The organism is Stenotrophomonas sp. YJH_SMC_64, assembly GCF_059371375.1.
Genome location: NZ_JCAFUN010000013.1, coordinates 38,819 through 53,713, shown reverse-complemented (window position 1 = coordinate 53,713; position 14,895 = coordinate 38,819). Strand labels below are relative to the sequence as shown.

Annotated in this window: 22 protein-coding genes and 1 tRNA gene; 13 read left to right on the top strand and 10 right to left on the bottom strand. The window is 66.0% G+C overall.

What is annotated here, in order from left to right:
- Nucleotides 1-9 precede the first annotated feature (9 nt).
- Both AC5P9L_RS15035 and AC5P9L_RS15030 read right to left on the bottom strand, forming a co-directional pair.
- Entirely contained in the window at nucleotides 10-273 is a 264-nt protein-coding gene (locus tag AC5P9L_RS15035) for a hypothetical protein (protein ID WP_005410440.1), read from the bottom strand.
- Nucleotides 273-569 (bottom strand): hypothetical protein, encoded by a 297-nt coding sequence (locus AC5P9L_RS15030; RefSeq protein ID WP_005410439.1) that lies wholly within the window; start codon nucleotides 567-569, stop codon nucleotides 273-275. The genes AC5P9L_RS15035 and AC5P9L_RS15030 overlap by 1 nt, the downstream gene beginning before the upstream one ends.
- A 429-nt stretch (nucleotides 570-998) precedes the next feature.
- Between AC5P9L_RS15030 and thrS the strand changes: the two genes are divergently transcribed.
- The 9 genes from thrS (at nucleotide 999) to AC5P9L_RS14985 (ending at nucleotide 8,824) form a co-directional block, all read left to right on the top strand.
- On the top strand, nucleotides 999-2,900 hold the full coding sequence (gene thrS, locus AC5P9L_RS15025; protein ID WP_005410438.1) for a threonine--tRNA ligase: 1,902 nt from the start codon (nucleotides 999-1,001) through the stop codon (nucleotides 2,898-2,900).
- A gap of 48 nt (nucleotides 2,901-2,948) precedes the next feature.
- Nucleotides 2,949-3,491 (top strand): translation initiation factor IF-3, encoded by a 543-nt coding sequence (gene infC / locus AC5P9L_RS15020; RefSeq protein ID WP_005410437.1) that lies wholly within the window; start codon nucleotides 2,949-2,951, stop codon nucleotides 3,489-3,491.
- Nucleotides 3,492-3,756: 265 nt separating this feature from the next.
- Entirely contained in the window at nucleotides 3,757-3,954 is a 198-nt protein-coding gene (rpmI, locus tag AC5P9L_RS15015; RefSeq protein ID WP_005410436.1) for a 50S ribosomal protein L35, read from the top strand.
- A gap of 11 nt (nucleotides 3,955-3,965) precedes the next feature.
- Nucleotides 3,966-4,325, top strand: coding sequence for a 50S ribosomal protein L20 (gene rplT / locus AC5P9L_RS15010; protein ID WP_005410435.1), 360 nt, complete (start codon nucleotides 3,966-3,968; stop codon nucleotides 4,323-4,325).
- Nucleotides 4,326-4,517: 192 nt separating this feature from the next.
- Nucleotides 4,518-5,513 carry a phenylalanine--tRNA ligase subunit alpha gene (locus tag AC5P9L_RS15005; RefSeq protein ID WP_005410434.1) on the top strand — a complete coding sequence of 332 codons (996 nt, stop codon included), beginning with the start codon at nucleotides 4,518-4,520 and terminating at the stop codon, nucleotides 5,511-5,513.
- A 120-nt stretch (nucleotides 5,514-5,633) separates the two neighbouring features.
- Nucleotides 5,634-8,015: a phenylalanine--tRNA ligase subunit beta gene (gene pheT / locus AC5P9L_RS15000; protein ID WP_262101879.1), complete on the top strand. Its 2,382-nt coding sequence runs from the start codon at nucleotides 5,634-5,636 to the stop codon at nucleotides 8,013-8,015.
- Between the two features lie 27 nt (nucleotides 8,016-8,042).
- Nucleotides 8,043-8,342: an integration host factor subunit alpha gene (locus AC5P9L_RS14995; RefSeq protein ID WP_005410432.1), complete on the top strand. Its 300-nt coding sequence runs from the start codon at nucleotides 8,043-8,045 to the stop codon at nucleotides 8,340-8,342.
- Complete coding sequence (locus AC5P9L_RS14990) at nucleotides 8,323-8,679, top strand: MerR family transcriptional regulator (protein ID WP_005410431.1); 357 nt, start codon at nucleotides 8,323-8,325, stop codon at nucleotides 8,677-8,679. Before AC5P9L_RS14995 ends, AC5P9L_RS14990 begins: the two co-directional genes overlap by 20 nt.
- Nucleotides 8,680-8,747: 68 nt before the next feature.
- A tRNA-Pro gene (locus AC5P9L_RS14985) sits at nucleotides 8,748-8,824 on the top strand.
- 65 nt (nucleotides 8,825-8,889) lie between these two features.
- Here the strand turns inward: AC5P9L_RS14985 and AC5P9L_RS14980 are convergent.
- The 3 genes from AC5P9L_RS14980 to AC5P9L_RS14970 all read right to left on the bottom strand — a co-directional run bounded on the left by AC5P9L_RS14980 (nucleotide 8,890) and on the right by AC5P9L_RS14970 (nucleotide 10,276).
- The gene (locus AC5P9L_RS14980) at nucleotides 8,890-9,330 is read right to left on the bottom strand and encodes a GNAT family N-acetyltransferase (protein ID WP_005414059.1); all 441 of its coding nucleotides are present in this window, start codon (nucleotides 9,328-9,330) and stop codon (nucleotides 8,890-8,892) included.
- Complete coding sequence (locus AC5P9L_RS14975; protein WP_043035591.1) at nucleotides 9,327-9,680, bottom strand: DUF6713 family protein; 354 nt, start codon at nucleotides 9,678-9,680, stop codon at nucleotides 9,327-9,329. Before AC5P9L_RS14975 ends, AC5P9L_RS14980 begins: the two co-directional genes overlap by 4 nt.
- Before the next feature lie 86 nt (nucleotides 9,681-9,766).
- Nucleotides 9,767-10,276 (bottom strand): DUF3011 domain-containing protein, encoded by a 510-nt coding sequence (locus tag AC5P9L_RS14970; RefSeq protein ID WP_262101880.1) that lies wholly within the window; start codon nucleotides 10,274-10,276, stop codon nucleotides 9,767-9,769.
- 243 nt (nucleotides 10,277-10,519) lie between these two features.
- Here AC5P9L_RS14970 and AC5P9L_RS14965 point away from each other — a divergent pair, with 243 nt between their 5' ends.
- A complete protein-coding gene (locus AC5P9L_RS14965; protein ID WP_315974381.1) occupies nucleotides 10,520-10,915 on the top strand; it encodes a hypothetical protein in 396 nt (131 codons plus the stop codon).
- 24 nt (nucleotides 10,916-10,939) lie between these two features.
- Here AC5P9L_RS14965 and AC5P9L_RS14960 read toward each other — a convergent pair whose 3' ends face one another.
- Entirely contained in the window at nucleotides 10,940-11,632 is a 693-nt protein-coding gene (locus tag AC5P9L_RS14960) for an aspartate/glutamate racemase family protein (RefSeq protein WP_262101882.1), read from the bottom strand.
- Nucleotides 11,633-11,788: 156 nt separating this feature from the next.
- Between AC5P9L_RS14960 and AC5P9L_RS14955 the strand changes: the two genes are divergently transcribed.
- Both AC5P9L_RS14955 and AC5P9L_RS14950 read left to right on the top strand, forming a co-directional pair.
- Nucleotides 11,789-12,430 (top strand): LysE family translocator, encoded by a 642-nt coding sequence (locus tag AC5P9L_RS14955; RefSeq protein WP_005410425.1) that lies wholly within the window; start codon nucleotides 11,789-11,791, stop codon nucleotides 12,428-12,430.
- Nucleotides 12,431-12,524: 94 nt separating this feature from the next.
- Nucleotides 12,525-12,698 (top strand): DUF1328 domain-containing protein, encoded by a 174-nt coding sequence (locus AC5P9L_RS14950; protein WP_005410424.1) that lies wholly within the window; start codon nucleotides 12,525-12,527, stop codon nucleotides 12,696-12,698.
- A gap of 22 nt (nucleotides 12,699-12,720) precedes the next feature.
- On the opposite strand, the gene AC5P9L_RS14945 is transcribed toward AC5P9L_RS14950, so the two are convergent.
- The 4 genes from AC5P9L_RS14945 to AC5P9L_RS14930 form a co-directional block, all read right to left on the bottom strand.
- Nucleotides 12,721-13,053 (bottom strand): SMR family transporter, encoded by a 333-nt coding sequence (locus AC5P9L_RS14945; protein ID WP_005414055.1) that lies wholly within the window; start codon nucleotides 13,051-13,053, stop codon nucleotides 12,721-12,723.
- Nucleotides 13,054-13,066: 13 nt separating this feature from the next.
- Entirely contained in the window at nucleotides 13,067-13,639 is a 573-nt protein-coding gene (locus tag AC5P9L_RS14940) for a TetR/AcrR family transcriptional regulator (RefSeq protein WP_099490299.1), read from the bottom strand.
- 88 nt (nucleotides 13,640-13,727) lie between these two features.
- The gene (locus AC5P9L_RS14935; protein WP_005410421.1) at nucleotides 13,728-13,961 is read right to left on the bottom strand and encodes a DUF1653 domain-containing protein; all 234 of its coding nucleotides are present in this window, start codon (nucleotides 13,959-13,961) and stop codon (nucleotides 13,728-13,730) included.
- Between the two features lie 12 nt (nucleotides 13,962-13,973).
- Nucleotides 13,974-14,258 carry a hypothetical protein gene (locus AC5P9L_RS14930; RefSeq protein ID WP_005410420.1) on the bottom strand — a complete coding sequence of 95 codons (285 nt, stop codon included), beginning with the start codon at nucleotides 14,256-14,258 and terminating at the stop codon, nucleotides 13,974-13,976.
- Between the two features lie 403 nt (nucleotides 14,259-14,661).
- Here AC5P9L_RS14930 and AC5P9L_RS14925 point away from each other — a divergent pair, with 403 nt between their 5' ends.
- Nucleotides 14,662-14,868 carry a hypothetical protein gene (locus AC5P9L_RS14925; protein ID WP_005410418.1) on the top strand — a complete coding sequence of 69 codons (207 nt, stop codon included), beginning with the start codon at nucleotides 14,662-14,664 and terminating at the stop codon, nucleotides 14,866-14,868.
- The last annotated feature ends 27 nt before the right edge of the window (nucleotides 14,869-14,895 follow it).

The following is a 14,895-nucleotide window of genomic DNA, read 5'->3' as shown; positions in this document are numbered from 1 at the left end:
GGAGAGGTCTCATTGCACTGCGCCGGTCAGGCGCAGCAGCCCGAGCATGGCGAAGCCGGCGGCGGCGCTGCCACCCAGCACCAGCCAGGCGCGCAGCGCGCTGCGGAAACTGAACGCCCACAGGGCGGCCAGCATCCACAGCGGGATGAAAGCGATCAGGGTCGGCACCAGCGCCCGCTGCCAGGGGCCGGGCGGTACCCATGCCAGCAGGCCGGTCGCGGCCGCGGCCAGGAGGAAGCCGGCCACGGTGCCAGCGAAGGCGCGCGGCCACATCAGGGCGACTCCGTGCCGGGACGGTGCCAGGCGGCCAGCGCCGGCAACAGCATCGCGGCCAGCATCCAGGTGCACAACATCGCCACCAGGCCGGCGGCAAAGCCGAGCTCGGCCATCCACAGCCACAGCGCGGCGGCAGCGGCGACCAGGCCGATCTGGCGGCCCAGGCGGCCGGCGCGGCGCAGGCGCGGCCAGCGGCAATGCGGCGAAGCGGCATAGAAGGCCAGCGCCGAGAACATCGCTGCCAGCATGCCCAGGCTGCAGAAGCCGAGCGTGGAAAGGCCGACGGTGATCATTGCGGGCGGCCGGCGCGGCAGCGGGCCGGCGAACGCGGGGCACGGACGGGGCCGGCGGAAGCCGGTCGGAGCGGGTGGCGCATCACGGGGTCCTGGGGGAAAGCGGGCAGGCTGGCACGGAGCGGCCTGCGCCGACATGGTAATCATTGCGATTTCACGCCGCCAGCGAGGCACATTCAGCCGACCGTACGGTAGCCCTTGGGCTTTCCCGTGCGCTGGTTTAAGATCATCGTAGAACCCTGACTGGAACAAGGTGGCCCGCGCCCAGCGCCGGCCGAGCGTGCGACATGAGCACTACCACCGCCCACTGTTGACCTGCCCCCGAAGGCCCTGTGTTCCAGGCGCCCTCGCGGCGCTTTTTTATTGCCCGGGCGCCGCCCCGGGAACGCTTTCCAGCCCGCCCAGCGGGCCCCGCACGAAGCCACTGCGATGATCAACATTACTCTTCCCGACGGCAGCCGCCGCGAATTTGAAAACCCCGTCAGCGTCATGGAGGTCGCCCAGTCGATCGGCGCCGGCCTGGCCAAGGCCACCATCGCCGGTGCCGTGGATGGCGTGCTGGTCGATGCCAGCGACGTCATCGACCACGATGCCAGCCTGCGCATCATCACCGCCAAGGACGAGGAGGGCGTGGAGATCATCCGCCACTCCTGCGCCCACCTGGTCGGCCACGCCGTCAAGCAGCTCTACCCGGACGTGAAGATGGTGATCGGCCCGGTGATCGCCGAAGGCTTCTATTACGACATCTACTCCGAGCGCCCGTTCACCCCGGACGACATGGCCGCGATCGAGAAGCGCATGGGCGAGCTGATCGCCCAGGACTACGACGTCATCAAGAAGATGACCCCGCGCGCCGAAGTGATCGAGATCTTCAAGGCCCGTGGCGAGGACTACAAGCTGCGCCTGATCGAGGACATGTCCGACGACATCCAGGCGATGGGCATGTACTACCACCAGGAATACGTGGACATGTGCCGTGGCCCGCACGTGCCGAACACGCGCTTCCTGAAGGCCTTCAAGCTGACCCGCATCTCCGGCGCCTACTGGCGCGGCGACGCGCAGAACGAGCAGCTGCAGCGCATCTACGGCACCGCCTGGGCCGACAAGAAGCAGCTCGAGGCGTACATCAAGCGCATCGAAGAAGCTGAAATGCGCGACCACCGCCGCATCGGCAAGCAGCAGGACCTGTTCCACCTGCAGGAAGAAGCACCGGGCCTGGTGTTCTGGCACCCGAAGGGCTGGGCGCTGTGGCAGGTGGTCGAGCAGTACATGCGCAAGGTCTACCGCAACAGCGGCTATGGCGAAGTGCGCTGCCCGCAGATCCTGGACGTGAGCCTGTGGAAGAAGTCCGGTCACTGGGACAACTACCAGGACAACATGTTCTTCACCGAATCGGAGAAGCGCACGTACGCGGTCAAGCCGATGAACTGCCCGGGCCACATCCAGGTGTTCAACCAGGGCCTGCACAGCTACCGCGACCTGCCGATCCGCTATGGTGAGTTCGGTTCGTGCCATCGCAACGAGCCGTCCGGCGCGCTGCACGGCATCCTGCGCGTGCGTGGCTTCACCCAGGACGACGGCCACGTGTTCTGCACGGAAAACCAGATCGAGTCGGAAGTGACGGCCTTCCACCAGCAGGCGCTGGCGGTCTACCAGCACTTCGGTTTCGACGAGATCCAGATCAAGATCGCGCTGCGCCCGGAATCGCGCCTGGGCGACGACGCCACCTGGGACAAGGCCGAAGGCGCGCTGCGCTCGGCGCTGACCGCCTGTGGCGTGGAATGGCAGGAGCTGCCGGGCGAGGGCGCCTTCTACGGCCCGAAGATCGAGTACCACCTGAAGGATGCCATCGGCCGTACCTGGCAGCTGGGCACCATGCAGGTCGACTTCATGATGCCGGGCCGCCTGGGCGCCGAGTACGTGGACGAGAACAGCCAGAAGAAGCACCCGGTCATGCTGCACCGCGCCATCGTCGGCTCGATGGAGCGCTTCCTGGGCATCCTGATCGAGCACCATGCCGGCCAGTTCCCGGCTTGGCTGGCGCCGACCCAGGTGGTGGTGGCCAACATCACCGACGCCCAGGCCGACTACGTCTCGGGCGTGACCAAAACCCTTGCGGAGCAAGGCTTCCGCGTCAGCTCGGATTTGCGTAACGAGAAGATCGGCTATAAAATCCGCGAGCATACGTTGCAGCGCGTGCCCTACCTGCTGGTCATCGGTGACCGCGAGAAGGAAAATGGGGCTGTGGCGGTGCGTACGCGTTCTGGCGAAGACCTGGGCAGCATGAGCCTGCAGGCCTTCATCGAGCGGCTCCACGCCGAGGGCGCGTAAGCAAAGGTCCGGTCCGGGCGCACAGGCACCCGGACCGGTTCGATACCCTTGGGAGAACGTAATATCAGCACCCCTGACAACAAACAGAACCGCAAGAATCAGGAAATCCGTGTGCCGCGCGTCCGCGTGATCGGCAGTGACGGAGAAATGATCGGCGTGTTGTCGCGCGACGAAGCGCTGTCCATGGCCGAAGATGAAGGCCTGGACCTGGTCGAGATCCAGCCGCAGGCCGATCCGCCGGTCTGCAAGATCATGGACTTCGGCAAGTTCAAGTTCGAAGCGCAGAAGAAGGCCAGCGAGGCCAAGAAGAAGACCAAGCAGGTCGAGATCAAGGAAGTGAAGTTCCGTCCGGTCACGGACGAGGGCGACTACCAGATCAAGCTGCGCAAGATGCGCGGGTTCCTCGAAGATGGTGACAAGATCAAGGTCAACATCCGTTTCCGTGGCCGTGAAATGAGCCACCAGGAACTGGGCCGCGAAATGGCCAACCGGATCGAGACCGATCTGGGCGAGGACATCGTCATTGAATCCCGTCCGCGCCTGGAAGGGCGTCAGATGGTCATGATGATCGCGCCGAAGAAGAAGACCTGAGGCCTGACGGGCCGCCTTCCGGGGCGCCTGGCTGAAGGGTTCAGGGTGAGGGGACGCCGCTGGCGTCCCTTTGCTTTTGCAGGACGCCGGTGAATCGCCGGTAAAGGGTTGCAGGGGCTGGTGGCAGGGCGGTTTTGCCTGTATCATGCCCGGCTCGACCCACCCAGGACGGGTCGTACGCCGATCATGGCAGGACGGAAAGAGCGGCCCAGGCCGCCGCCAGATCAGTCAGAAACCAGGGTCATATCCCATCAAGGACATTGCAATGCCCAAGATCAAGACCAACCGGGCAGCGGCCAAGCGTTTCCGCAAGACCGCCTCGGGCAAGTACAAGTGCGGCCACGCCAACCGTAGCCACATCCTCACGAAGAAAGCGACCAAGCGTAAGCGTAATCTGCGTCAGACGGGCCATGTCCGTGCAGAAGACGCAGGCCGTCTGGACCGCATGCTCCCTTACCTCTGAGGAACTGAAAAATGGCACGAGTTAAGCGTGGCGTACAGGCGCGTCGCCGCCACAAGAAAATCCTGGATCTCGCCAAGGGCTATTACAACGCCCGCCGCAAGGTCTTCCGCGTCGCCAAGCAGGCGGTCATCAAGGCACAGCAGTACGCCTACATCGGCCGTAAGCAGAAGAAGCGCAACTTCCGTTCGCTGTGGATCACCCGTATCAATGCGGCTGCCCGCATCAACGGCCTGAGCTACAGCCGCTTCATGAACGGTCTGCTGAAGGCCGGCATCACCCTGGATCGCAAGGTCCTGGCTGACATCGCCGTGCACGACGCAGCCGGTTTTGCTGCGCTGGCCGAAAAGGCCAAGGGCGCGCTGGCGGCATAAGTCCTTCCCGATGCCGTAACCGTTCACTCGGACGGTGTCAGGTCAAGGCAATGCATGGGGAAGGGCGCAAGTCCTTCCCCATTCTTTTTTGGGTCCCGGCGAGGCCACGACGGCAGCGCGGGGACGGCGGTGGCGACAGGGGTCGGCCCTTCGCGCATCGCGATGGCAGATCGACTGGAGTTCCAGCCCCCCATGAGCGACATCCAATCCCTCACCACTCAGGCGCTGGCCGATGTGGCCGCCGCACAGAGCCCCGACGTGCTGGAGCAGCTGCGCGTGGCCCTGCTTGGCAAGAGCGGCAGCATCACCTCGCAGCTCAAGCAGCTCGGTGCCCTGCCGGCCGACGAGCGCAAGGCCGCCGGTGAAGCGATCAACCAGGCCCGCGACGTGCTGACCCGCGCGCTGGGCGAGCGCAAGGCGCTGCTGGAAGACGCGGCACTGGATGCGCGCCTGGCCGCCGAAGCCATCGACATCACCCTGCCGGGCCGCAATGGCGACCGTGCCGGCCTGCACCCGATCACCCGCACCCTGGAGCGCATCACCGGCATCTTCGGCCGGCTGGGCTACGAGCTGTCGGAAGGGCCGGAGATCGAGGACGACTGGCACAACTTCGAGGCGCTGAACTTCCCGCCGCACCACCCGGCGCGCGCCATGCATGACACCTTCTACTTCGGCGACGGCCGCCTCCTGCGCACGCATACCTCCGGTGTGCAGGTGCGCTACATGGGCGACCACGCGCCGCCGCTGCGCATGATCGCCGCCGGCAAGGTGTACCGCAGCGACAGCGACCAGACCCACTCGCCGATGTTCCATCAGGTGGAAGGCCTGCTGGTCGACGAGCATTCGACCTTCGCCGACCTGAAGGGCACGTTGGCCGAGTTCGTGCGCGCGTTCTTCGAGCGCGATTTCGAGATGCGTTTCCGTCCCAGCTACTTCCCGTTCGTTGAACCGGGCGCGGAAGTGGACATCGCCTGGCAGCAGCCCGATGGCAGCACCCGCTGGCTGGAAGTGCTCGGTTGCGGCATGGTCCATCCGAACGTGCTGCGCAACGTCGGCATCGATCCGGAGCGCTACACCGGCTTCGCCTTCGGCATGGGCGTGGAGCGCTTTGCGATGCTGCGCTACGGCGTCAACGACCTGCGCGCGTTCTTCGAGAACGATGTGCGGTTCCTGAAGCAGTTCGCGTAAGCCGCAACCGTGTAGAGCCGAGCCACGCTCGGCTGCTTTCTGGATGGACGCCTGCTTGCGCATGCGCTGGGCGACCCCAAAAACCGCAACGGGAGGCCCGCCTCCCACCAGGGTGACACCATGAAATTCTCCGAAAACTGGCTGCGCAGCCACGTCCCGACCTCCGCCTCGCGCGATGAGCTGAGCGCGGTGCTGACCGCCATCGGCCTGGAAGTGGAAGAAGTAACCGCGCTTGGCGAAGGCCTCGATCACGTGGTCGTGGCACGCATCGTTGAAGCCGTGCGCCATCCGGAAGCCGACCGCCTGCAGGTGTGCAGGGTCGATGCCGGGCAGGGCGAACTGCTGCAGATCGTGTGCGGCGCACCGAACGCACGCCCGGGCCTGGTCGCGCCGCTGGCGATGGTTGGCGCGCAGATCGGCGAGCTGAAGATCAAGCCGGCCAAGCTGCGTGGCGTCGAGTCCAACGGCATGCTGTGCTCGGCCAAGGAGCTGGGCCTGGACAGCGATGCGTCCGGCCTGCTGGAACTGCCGGACGATGCCCCGATCGGCCAGACCCTGGTCGAGTACCTGGGCCTGCCGGACGCCAGCATCGAGATCAAGCTGACCCCGAACCGCGCCGACTGCTTCAGCCTGCGCGGCATCGCCTACGACGTCGCCGCCGCCACCCGCAGTGAAGTGCTGGATTTCGCCGCCGATGCCATCGTGCCGGTTGGCAACCGCGAACTGTCGATCCAGCTCGACGCCGGCGCCGAAGCGCCGCGTTACCTGGGCCGTGTCATCGAAGGCGTCAATGCTGCCGCCAGGACCCCGCTGTGGATGGCCGAGCGCCTGCGCCGCAGCGGCGTGCGTCCGGTCTCGCTGCTGGTCGACATCACCCAGTACGTGATGCTGGAGCTGGGCCAGCCGATGCACGCCTACGACCTGGGCACCCTGCAGGGCAGCATCGCCGTGCGCCGTTCGCGCGCGGGCGAGACGCTGAAGCTGCTGGACGGCCGCGATGCTGCGCTGGACGACAGCTTCCTGGTGGTCACCGATGCTGACCGTGCGGTCGGCCTGGCCGGCCTGATGGGCGGCTTCGACACCCGCGTCACCGACGCGACCACCGCCGTGTTCCTGGAAGCCGCGCACTTCGCGCCGGCCGCGATCATGGGCCGTGGCCGCAAGCTGGGCCTGCACACCGATGCCGGCCATCGCTTCGAGCGCGGCGTCGATCCGGCGCTGCCGCGCACCGCGATCGAGTACGCCACCCGCCTGGTGCTGGACCTGGCCGGCGGTACCCCGGCACCGGTCACCGAGGCCGTGCGTGAAGCCGATCTGCCGCAGCCGGCGACCATCGTGCTGCGCCGCGCCCGCATCACCCGCGTGCTCGGCATCAGCATCGACGATGCCGAAGTCGAGCGCATCCTGCGCGCGCTTGGCATGGACGTGGTTGCCACCGCCGAGGGCTGGCAGGTCACGGCGCCGAGCCGCCGCTTCGACATCGCCATCGAAGAAGACCTGATCGAAGAGCTGGCCCGCATCCACGGTTACGAGCAGATCCCGACCACGCTGCCGGGCGGTGCCTCACGCGTGGCGATGCCGAGCGAGACCCAGCTGGACGCGCTGAGCGTGCGCCGCCAGCTGATCGCCCGTGACCAGCAGGAAACCGTCAACTTCGCCTTCGTCGACGACGCGCTGCTGACCCAGTGGCAGCTGCGCGACGGTCTGGTGCCGCTGGCCAACCCGCTGTCGGCGGAACTGGCGGTGATGCGTCCTTCGCTGCTGCCGGGCTTGGTCGCCACGCTTGGCCGCAATGCCGCGCGCCAGCTGGGCCGCGTGCGCCTGTTCGAGATCGGCCGTGTGTTTGCCCAGCAGAGCGGAGACGGCCAACCGGCGCCGCTGGAAACCCCGCGCGTGGCCGCTGCGGTCTGCGGTGAGGCGCAGGCGGTGCAGTGGGGCCTGCCGACCCGCAAGGTCGATTTCCATGACCTGAAGGGCGACCTGGAATCGCTGGCGGCTGCCAGTGGCGCGCAGCTGGAGTTCCGTCCGTCGGCCCGCGCCTACGGCCACCCGGCGCGTTCGGCCGAGGTGTTCCGCGATGGCGTGGCGATTGGCTGGATCGGCCAGATCCACCCGCGCCTGGCCAGGGCGATGGACATCGAAGCCGACGTGTACGCCTTCGAACTGGACCTGGAACCGCTGACCGCCCGTCGCCTGCCGCGTGCAGGCGAGCTGTCGCGCTTCCCGGCAGTGCGCCGCGACCTGGCGTTCCTGGTGCCTGAGCAGGTGGCCTGGGCCGACCTGGCGGCGACCGTCCGCCAGGCCGCCGGCCCGCTGCTGCGCGACCTGAACCTGTTCGACCGCTATGTTGGCCAGGGCGTCGAGCCGGGCTTCAAGAGTCTCGCTATGGGCTTGATTTTGCAGGACAAGTCGCGCACTCTGACGGACCGCGACGTGGATGCGGTGGTGGCCGAGGCGGTCACTGCCATCGAGCGTGAACACCACGCCCGGATCCGCGGCTGAGCGGGCAGCACTCGGGGGTAGCAGGCAATGGCATTGACCAAGGCGGAGATGGCGGAAAAGCTGTTCGACGAAGTCGGTCTGAACAAGCGTGAAGCCAAGGAATTCGTCGACGCGTTTTTCGATGTGCTGCGTGAAGCATTGGAACAGGGACGTCAGGTGAAGCTGTCGGGCTTCGGTAATTTCGATCTGCGGCGCAAGAACCAGCGCCCGGGTCGCAACCCCAAGACCGGCGAGGAAATTCCGATTTCCGCCCGTACGGTGGTCACCTTCCGTCCGGGCCAGAAGCTCAAGGAGAGGGTGGAGGCTTATGCTGGATCCGGGCAGTAACCGCGAACTACCGCCGATCCCGGCCAAGCGCTACTTCACAATTGGTGAGGTCAGCGAGCTGTGCGACGTCAAGCCGCACGTCCTGCGCTACTGGGAAACCGAGTTTCCCAGCCTTGAGCCGGCCAAGCGCCGAGGCAACCGCCGCTACTACCAGCGCCATGACGTGCTGATGGTGCGGCAGATCCGCAGCCTGCTGTACGAACAGGGCTACACCATCGGTGGTGCCCGCCTGCGCCTGGATGGCCCCGATGCCCGCGAGGAATCGGCGCTGAGCAACCAGATCATCAAGCAGGTGCGCATGGAGCTGGAAGAAGTGCTGCAGTTGTTGCGCCGCTGATCCCATTTCCATCGTAATCCGCTATACTTCACGGCCCGCCGCACTGGCGGGCACGTCGCAGCATCAGTCGGGGCGTAGCGCAGCCTGGTAGCGCATCTGCCTGGGGGGCAGAGGGTCGTCGGTTCGAATCCGGCCGTCCCGACCACTGTGATGAATCAAGGAGCCTGCGCAGCAATGCGTGGGCTTTTTTGTGCGTTCTGCAGATGCTGATCAGTCTTCCGCGAAGCGGTAGATGAGTTCCGGATCGCCTTCATCCAGGCCATGCACGATGCCGCTGCCCACGAAGCCGGCGGCAGCGAGCAGGCGTTGCATGCCCGTGTTGGAGGCATTGGTCGAGGTGAACAGCTTGCCGCCACCGCGCCACGTGATCGCGTGCCGCAGCAGGATGGCGCCGATGCCCTGGCTGCGCTGTTCGCGCGCCACCATCAACATTTCAATGAAGGCTTCGCCAAAGAAGTGGTGATGGATGACCAGGTAGCCGACGATCTTGCCGTCCTGCTCGGCGACCTGCACGACGCCGTGCGCCAGCCAGTCGGCAATCTGCATGATCCGCCGTGGATCAGTGGCTGCCACGCTGTCGAGCGCGATCAAGGCATCTGCGTCCTGCGGAATGCCGTCGCGCAGGTGCGGAGAAGAGGACGTCCGGTTCATCGCGGGCGCAGCTTCAGCAACAGGCCGCCACCCGACACAAAGCAGGCGAGCAGGACGGCAATCGACAGCGGCAGGTGGAATTCACTGCGACCGAACAGGGCAAAGGCCAGATGGATCAGTGCCGTGCCAATGCCGAGCCCCCCGCACGCCAGTGCATAGCTGCGCGCCGTGGATGTGCCCAGCACGATCTGGCGATAACCCCAAAGCACGGCGCCGACTGCGAACAGGTTGAACAGCAGGAAGCCCTGGATGCCACCGGGGACATGGAACATGGCCCATTCCTGCCAGAACGCAGCGTCGATCTGATGCAGGATCAACGCCAGCAGCGTCGCCAGATACCATCGTTCCATGTCGTGCTCCCTGCCGTGCAGGCCATAGTCTATCGACTCCGCCTGGCACGCACGCCTGCTCGATGCAGCCAGCGCGCGGCCGGCAGTCAATACACCCGGAACTCGGCACGGCAGCCGTCGCTGACCCACACCCCACGGCGGTCCCAGCCCCAGTTGCGGTCCTCGATGCAGGCTGTCACCGATTTCTGCCTGACCAGCCGTACCTCATGGCGCACGCGAATCCGGCACTCCTTGTCCTTGTTCTCGTAGGACTCGCAGACCAGGCGTTCGCCCTCGTTGTCGCGATCACGGCTGCGGCCACGTCCCGGCCAGCGGCCGTGTTCGTCGGCAACGAACTCGGCGCGGCAGCCGTCGGTCACCCACAGCATGCGCCGGCTCTGGCCCCAGTTCTGGTCTTCCACGCAACGGGTCACCGACAGCTGCCTGGCCAGGCGCATCGGTCCCTCGATGGGGCATTGCTCGGTCTTGTTGAACTGGGATTCGCAGCGCAGCGCTGGAATGTGATCAGTGTCGTAGTCCTGGGCGGCCACGGCGGAGGCGGCCAGCAGCAGGGCAAGGGCGGCGCCGGTGATCGGCAGCAGCGGGCGAAGGGTCATGGGGGAGCCTCGGGCGGGGATTCGGGCGGCAAGAATGACCCAGCACGGGGCCGTCGGAACGCATCGTTCCGGAAGCGGCTCAGGAGGGATTTAGTAGTGCGCACCAGCCCATGCAGAGGCTTACATCCCGTATCATCGCTGCACATCCGATCGCATCGGTTTACACCTTCTTACATGTCTTCCACGCCTGTCGGCGCAGCCTGTGGCTGCCGTCACTGGTGTGCGGGCGGCCTGTGGGGGAGGATGCGCGGACCACGACGACCACAGGGGGTTGCGTTGATCAGCAGTACCGTCATTCATCGCTCGGCCGACGCAGGTGGCGCCGAGGTGCGGATCCTGGACACTACGTTCAAGGGCAAGCATGTGTTCGTTGCCTGGGGGCTGCGCGGGCCGGAACTGACCCGCAGCGCGGACCCGGCTGCCACTGTGGCTGCGCGCAAGGCATTGCATGCTGTTGCCGGGCATAGTGAAGGGCCGCGCAGCCCGGAAGTGTTCATCGCCAACCAGTCGGCGGTGGCGATCACGATCTATCGGCTGCTTACCGAAGCACGCTCCGGTGACGCCATCTTCTTCCTGTGCGATTCACCGGCGGTGGTCGAGTGGCTGATCACCGCGCTGGAGGTGCAGGGCGCGGACTGATTCCGCGCTCCGGCGCGCATTGATTCAAGCCAGGGCCGTGTCCACGGCGGCCCGCGCATGCAGGGCGGTGGTATCGAACAGCGGCACTGCACTGTCCTCCGGGCGTACCAGCAGCATGATCTCGGTGCAGCCAAGAATGATTGCTTCGGCACCGCGCGCCACCAGTCGCGCGATCACGCCGGCATAGACCTGCCGTGAGTGCTCGCTGACCACACCAGCGATCAACTCCTGGTAGATGATGTCGTGCACGCTGCGACGATCATCGGCTTCGGGTACCAGCACCTCCAGTCCGAAGCGATCCTGCAGCCGGCCGCGGTAGAAGTCCTGTTCCATGGTGAAGGCGGTGCCGAGCAGGCCCACCTTGCGTGCGCCTGCCTGCACGATGGCCTGGGCGGTGGGGTCGGCGATATGCAGCAGCGGCAGCGTGCAGGCCGCCTCGATGCGGTCGGCCAGCTTGTGCATGGTATTGGTGCAGATCAGCAGCAGGTCGGCGCCGCCCGCCTGCAGGCGCCGCGCGCCATCGACCATGTGGTCACCCAGGGTGTCCCAGTCGCCTTCGTGCTGCAGCTGCTTGATGCCGGCGAAATCCACCGACCACAGCAGCAGCTGTGCCGAGTGCGCACCGCCGAGCCGCCGCCGTACCTCCTCGTTGATGAGCCGGTAGTACTGGGCCGAGCTTTCCCAGCTCATGCCACCAATCAGGCCAAGGGTCTTCATGCGCCGCTCCGTGCCAGGAGCCCTCATTGCAGCACAGATGGTGCCCGGTTGCCGATGGCGGCGATCTGTAACCACCACATCCATGCTGCGCTGTGTGTGCCGCGCCAGGCCCGGCGCACTCTATGCTGGTTGGATCTTCTGAAGTGGATGTGCGCTATGGCCCTGCATACCTGGTGGTGGTTCCTCGCCACGGTGTTCGTTCTGTGTGGTACGCCGGGGCCGAACATGCTGCATATCCTCGGTCGCAGCGTCGGGCTGGGGTTCCGTGGCAGTGTGCCGGCGATGGCCGGCTGCCTGCTGGCGATGCTGCTGGTGCTGGCGGCCTCCGCAGCAGGCCTGAGTGCGCTGCTGCATTCGTCGCCGATGCTGTTCGAGGTGCTGCGTTATCTGGGCGTGGCCTATCTGGCCTGGCTGGGCCTGAAGGCATGGCGTGACAGTTGCCGGCCGGCACCGCCGGTGACGGTCGATGCTACGCCGCCGGTTGCGGCCTCGCTGGGCGCGTGGAAGGTGTTCCGTGGTGGCCTTCTGGTGGGCCTGAGCAATCCCAAGCTGCTGCTGTTCGCGGCGGCGTTCCTGCCGCAGTTCGTCGACCCGTCACGCGGCCAGGCGCTGCAGTACAGCGTGCTGGTGGCCACCTTTGCCGCGTGCGAACTGTTCTGGTACGTGATGTATGCGGCCGGTGGCCATGGCCTTCGCCGCTGGTTGGCCAAGCCGTTTGCGCGACGTTGGTTCGAGCGCCTGGTGGGCAGCGTGTTCCTGGCGTTTGCCGTCGCGCTGCTGCGCTTCCGTCCGCGCTGATTCACGCCGCGCACGCGGCCTGTTCACGATTGCCGCATCGGCCACGGCCTAGCCTGATCATCCAGTACGCAGTCCCCGCGGGGAAAGGTTTGACATGATCAAGTGGGCCATCATCTTCGCCGTCATCGGTGTGATCGCAGGCGTGCTCGGCTTCGGTGGCATTGCCGGTGCCGCGGTCGGTATCGCCAAGTTCCTGTTCTGGGCCGGCATCATCATCGCCGTGGTGCTGTTCCTGCTCGGCATGACCGTAGCGAAGAAGGTCAGCTAGCGTTGATCGCGCAGCAGCGTGCTCAGTGCGCGCTGCTGCGCGAGAACAGGTTGATCACCAGTACGCCGGCGCAGATCAGGCCGATGCCGGTCAACGCCGGTGCATCCAGGCGCTGCTTGAACACCACCAGCCCGATCAGTGAGATCAGCACGATGCCGACGCCGGACCAGATTGCGTAGGCGATGCCGGTCGGGATCGACTTCATGGTCATCGACAGCAGGTAGAAGCACAGCCCGTAGCCGACCAGTGCGCCCAGTGTCGGCGCCAGCCGGCTCATGCCGTCGGATGCCTTCAGCAGTGATGTGGCAATCACTTCCAGCACGATGGCAGCGGCAAGGTAGAGGTAGGGATTCATCGAGCGCTCCAGCTCACTGCGGGTCGCACAGTTTCAGGGCCTGTTCGGCCATGGCCAATGCATTGGCACGTTCTTCCTCGCCCAGCGGACGCCCATAGGCCGTGGCCCAGTAGCCATCGGCAGCGCAGCGCGCCGCGTACAGCCGTGGGTCGCCGGCTTCGCCAGGGAACTCGGCCAGCATCGCGCGCTTCCAGTTGCGCCAGTGCGCAAGCAGGCCCGGTTCCATCAGGTTGCCCAAGGTCAGGCCGATGTCGTTGTCCTGCTCCTGCTGCAGCAGATGCTCGAAGTTGGCCTGTACATAGGCGCGGCTGAAACGGCCATGGCCTTCGGGGTTTTCCTGCAGCAGGGCGCGCACGCGCGCTTCGAATTCTCCAATCAGCGCTCCGATGGCTTCATCCACCAGCACCTGCTTGCTGCTGAAATGATGGAACAACGCACCCTTGCTGACACCGGCGGCCTGCGCGACGTCCTGCACGGTCAGCGCGGCCAGGCCGTTACGGCCGATCACTTCAATGGTGGCCTGCAGCAGTGACTGGCGCACGCTGTCGGGCGCCTTGCGGCGCGAACGGGAGGGGGATGCGGACATGGCGGGAAGAAACCGACTGGACGGTACGATTGTAACGCAGGCCCGCCGCGTTACCGCGCGCTGCCGGCCATGGCCGGCAGCGGAACCCTCATGCGTCGACGCGGGCGAAACGCGGTTGCGGTCCGTGCTCGCCGGGCACCTGCTCGACGAACATGGCGTACGGGCGTACCCACAGGCCACCTTCGCCATACAGCGCGCGGTACAGCACCATCGGCTGCAGGGTCTCGCTGCTGCGGACGATGTCGAGCACTTCGTACTCGCCGCCCTTGAAGTGGCGGTAGCGGCCTGGGGCCAGGGTGGGGAGCGGACTCAGCTCAGCCATGGGCGGCGCGACTCACTTGCGCGCCGGGCTGGCCGGCTTCGCGCAGTAGGCATCGATGGCTTCGGCGGTGTTGGCCAGGCCCTGTGCCTGCGCCAGTTCCCACGGACGTTCGCAACGCTGGCTGTGCTCGCACCACTGGTAGCCGGCCGAACCGATGCAACCGTGGGCATCGCGGTCGCCACCGACCTTCGGCGTGGCGGGCGAAGTGGCCGCCGTATCGGCACGCGCAGCGGCCTGATGCTGGTTGGCACAGGCGGACAGCACCAGCAGGGCTGGAATCAGAAGAAGCGCTTTCATCGGGCGGGCTCCGTGCCTAAAGCGACAGTGTCTGTCGCAAATAGCCCTGCAGCAAGCGCTCAGTGCATGGCGGCGCGGATCAGTTCCTCGATCAGCACGAGGTAGCTGGCCACGAAATAGAACTTCAGCAGCGTCCAACGCTGCTGCGAGAAGAAGGTGCGCATGTGGAAGGGGCCCCTGTTGATGACGGTAGTGTGAAGCCCGGCTGACTCCGTGACAAGAATCACGGAATGAACAGGCTAAATGGACTCAGGGATGTGAGGGCAGGCAAGGGCTGACCGGAGGGCGCGGCATTTTCGTACAAATCTGATGGGCCACCCCTGAGGTGATCGCTAGCCTGAAGGTGTACCGGCACGTGGACCGTCCGCCTGCCGTCGCATCCTTCCATCCGCAGGAGCCCCTCATGGTCATTACCGTTCAACGCAACGCCCGGCACTGGTCCGTGCTGGATCCGCAGGTGCATGACGCAACCCGATATGCGCGGGGCGCCGAGGCTTTCGATGTCGCCGCGGCGCGGGCCCTCGAGCACCACCGTCGCACCGGCCAGCGCAGCACGGTGCGGGTCGAGGCGCTCGGCAGCGCGGTGGATGCCCTGCACGTAGGAGACTGATGCCGGTCGTTGCGTGCAGTCAGCTAC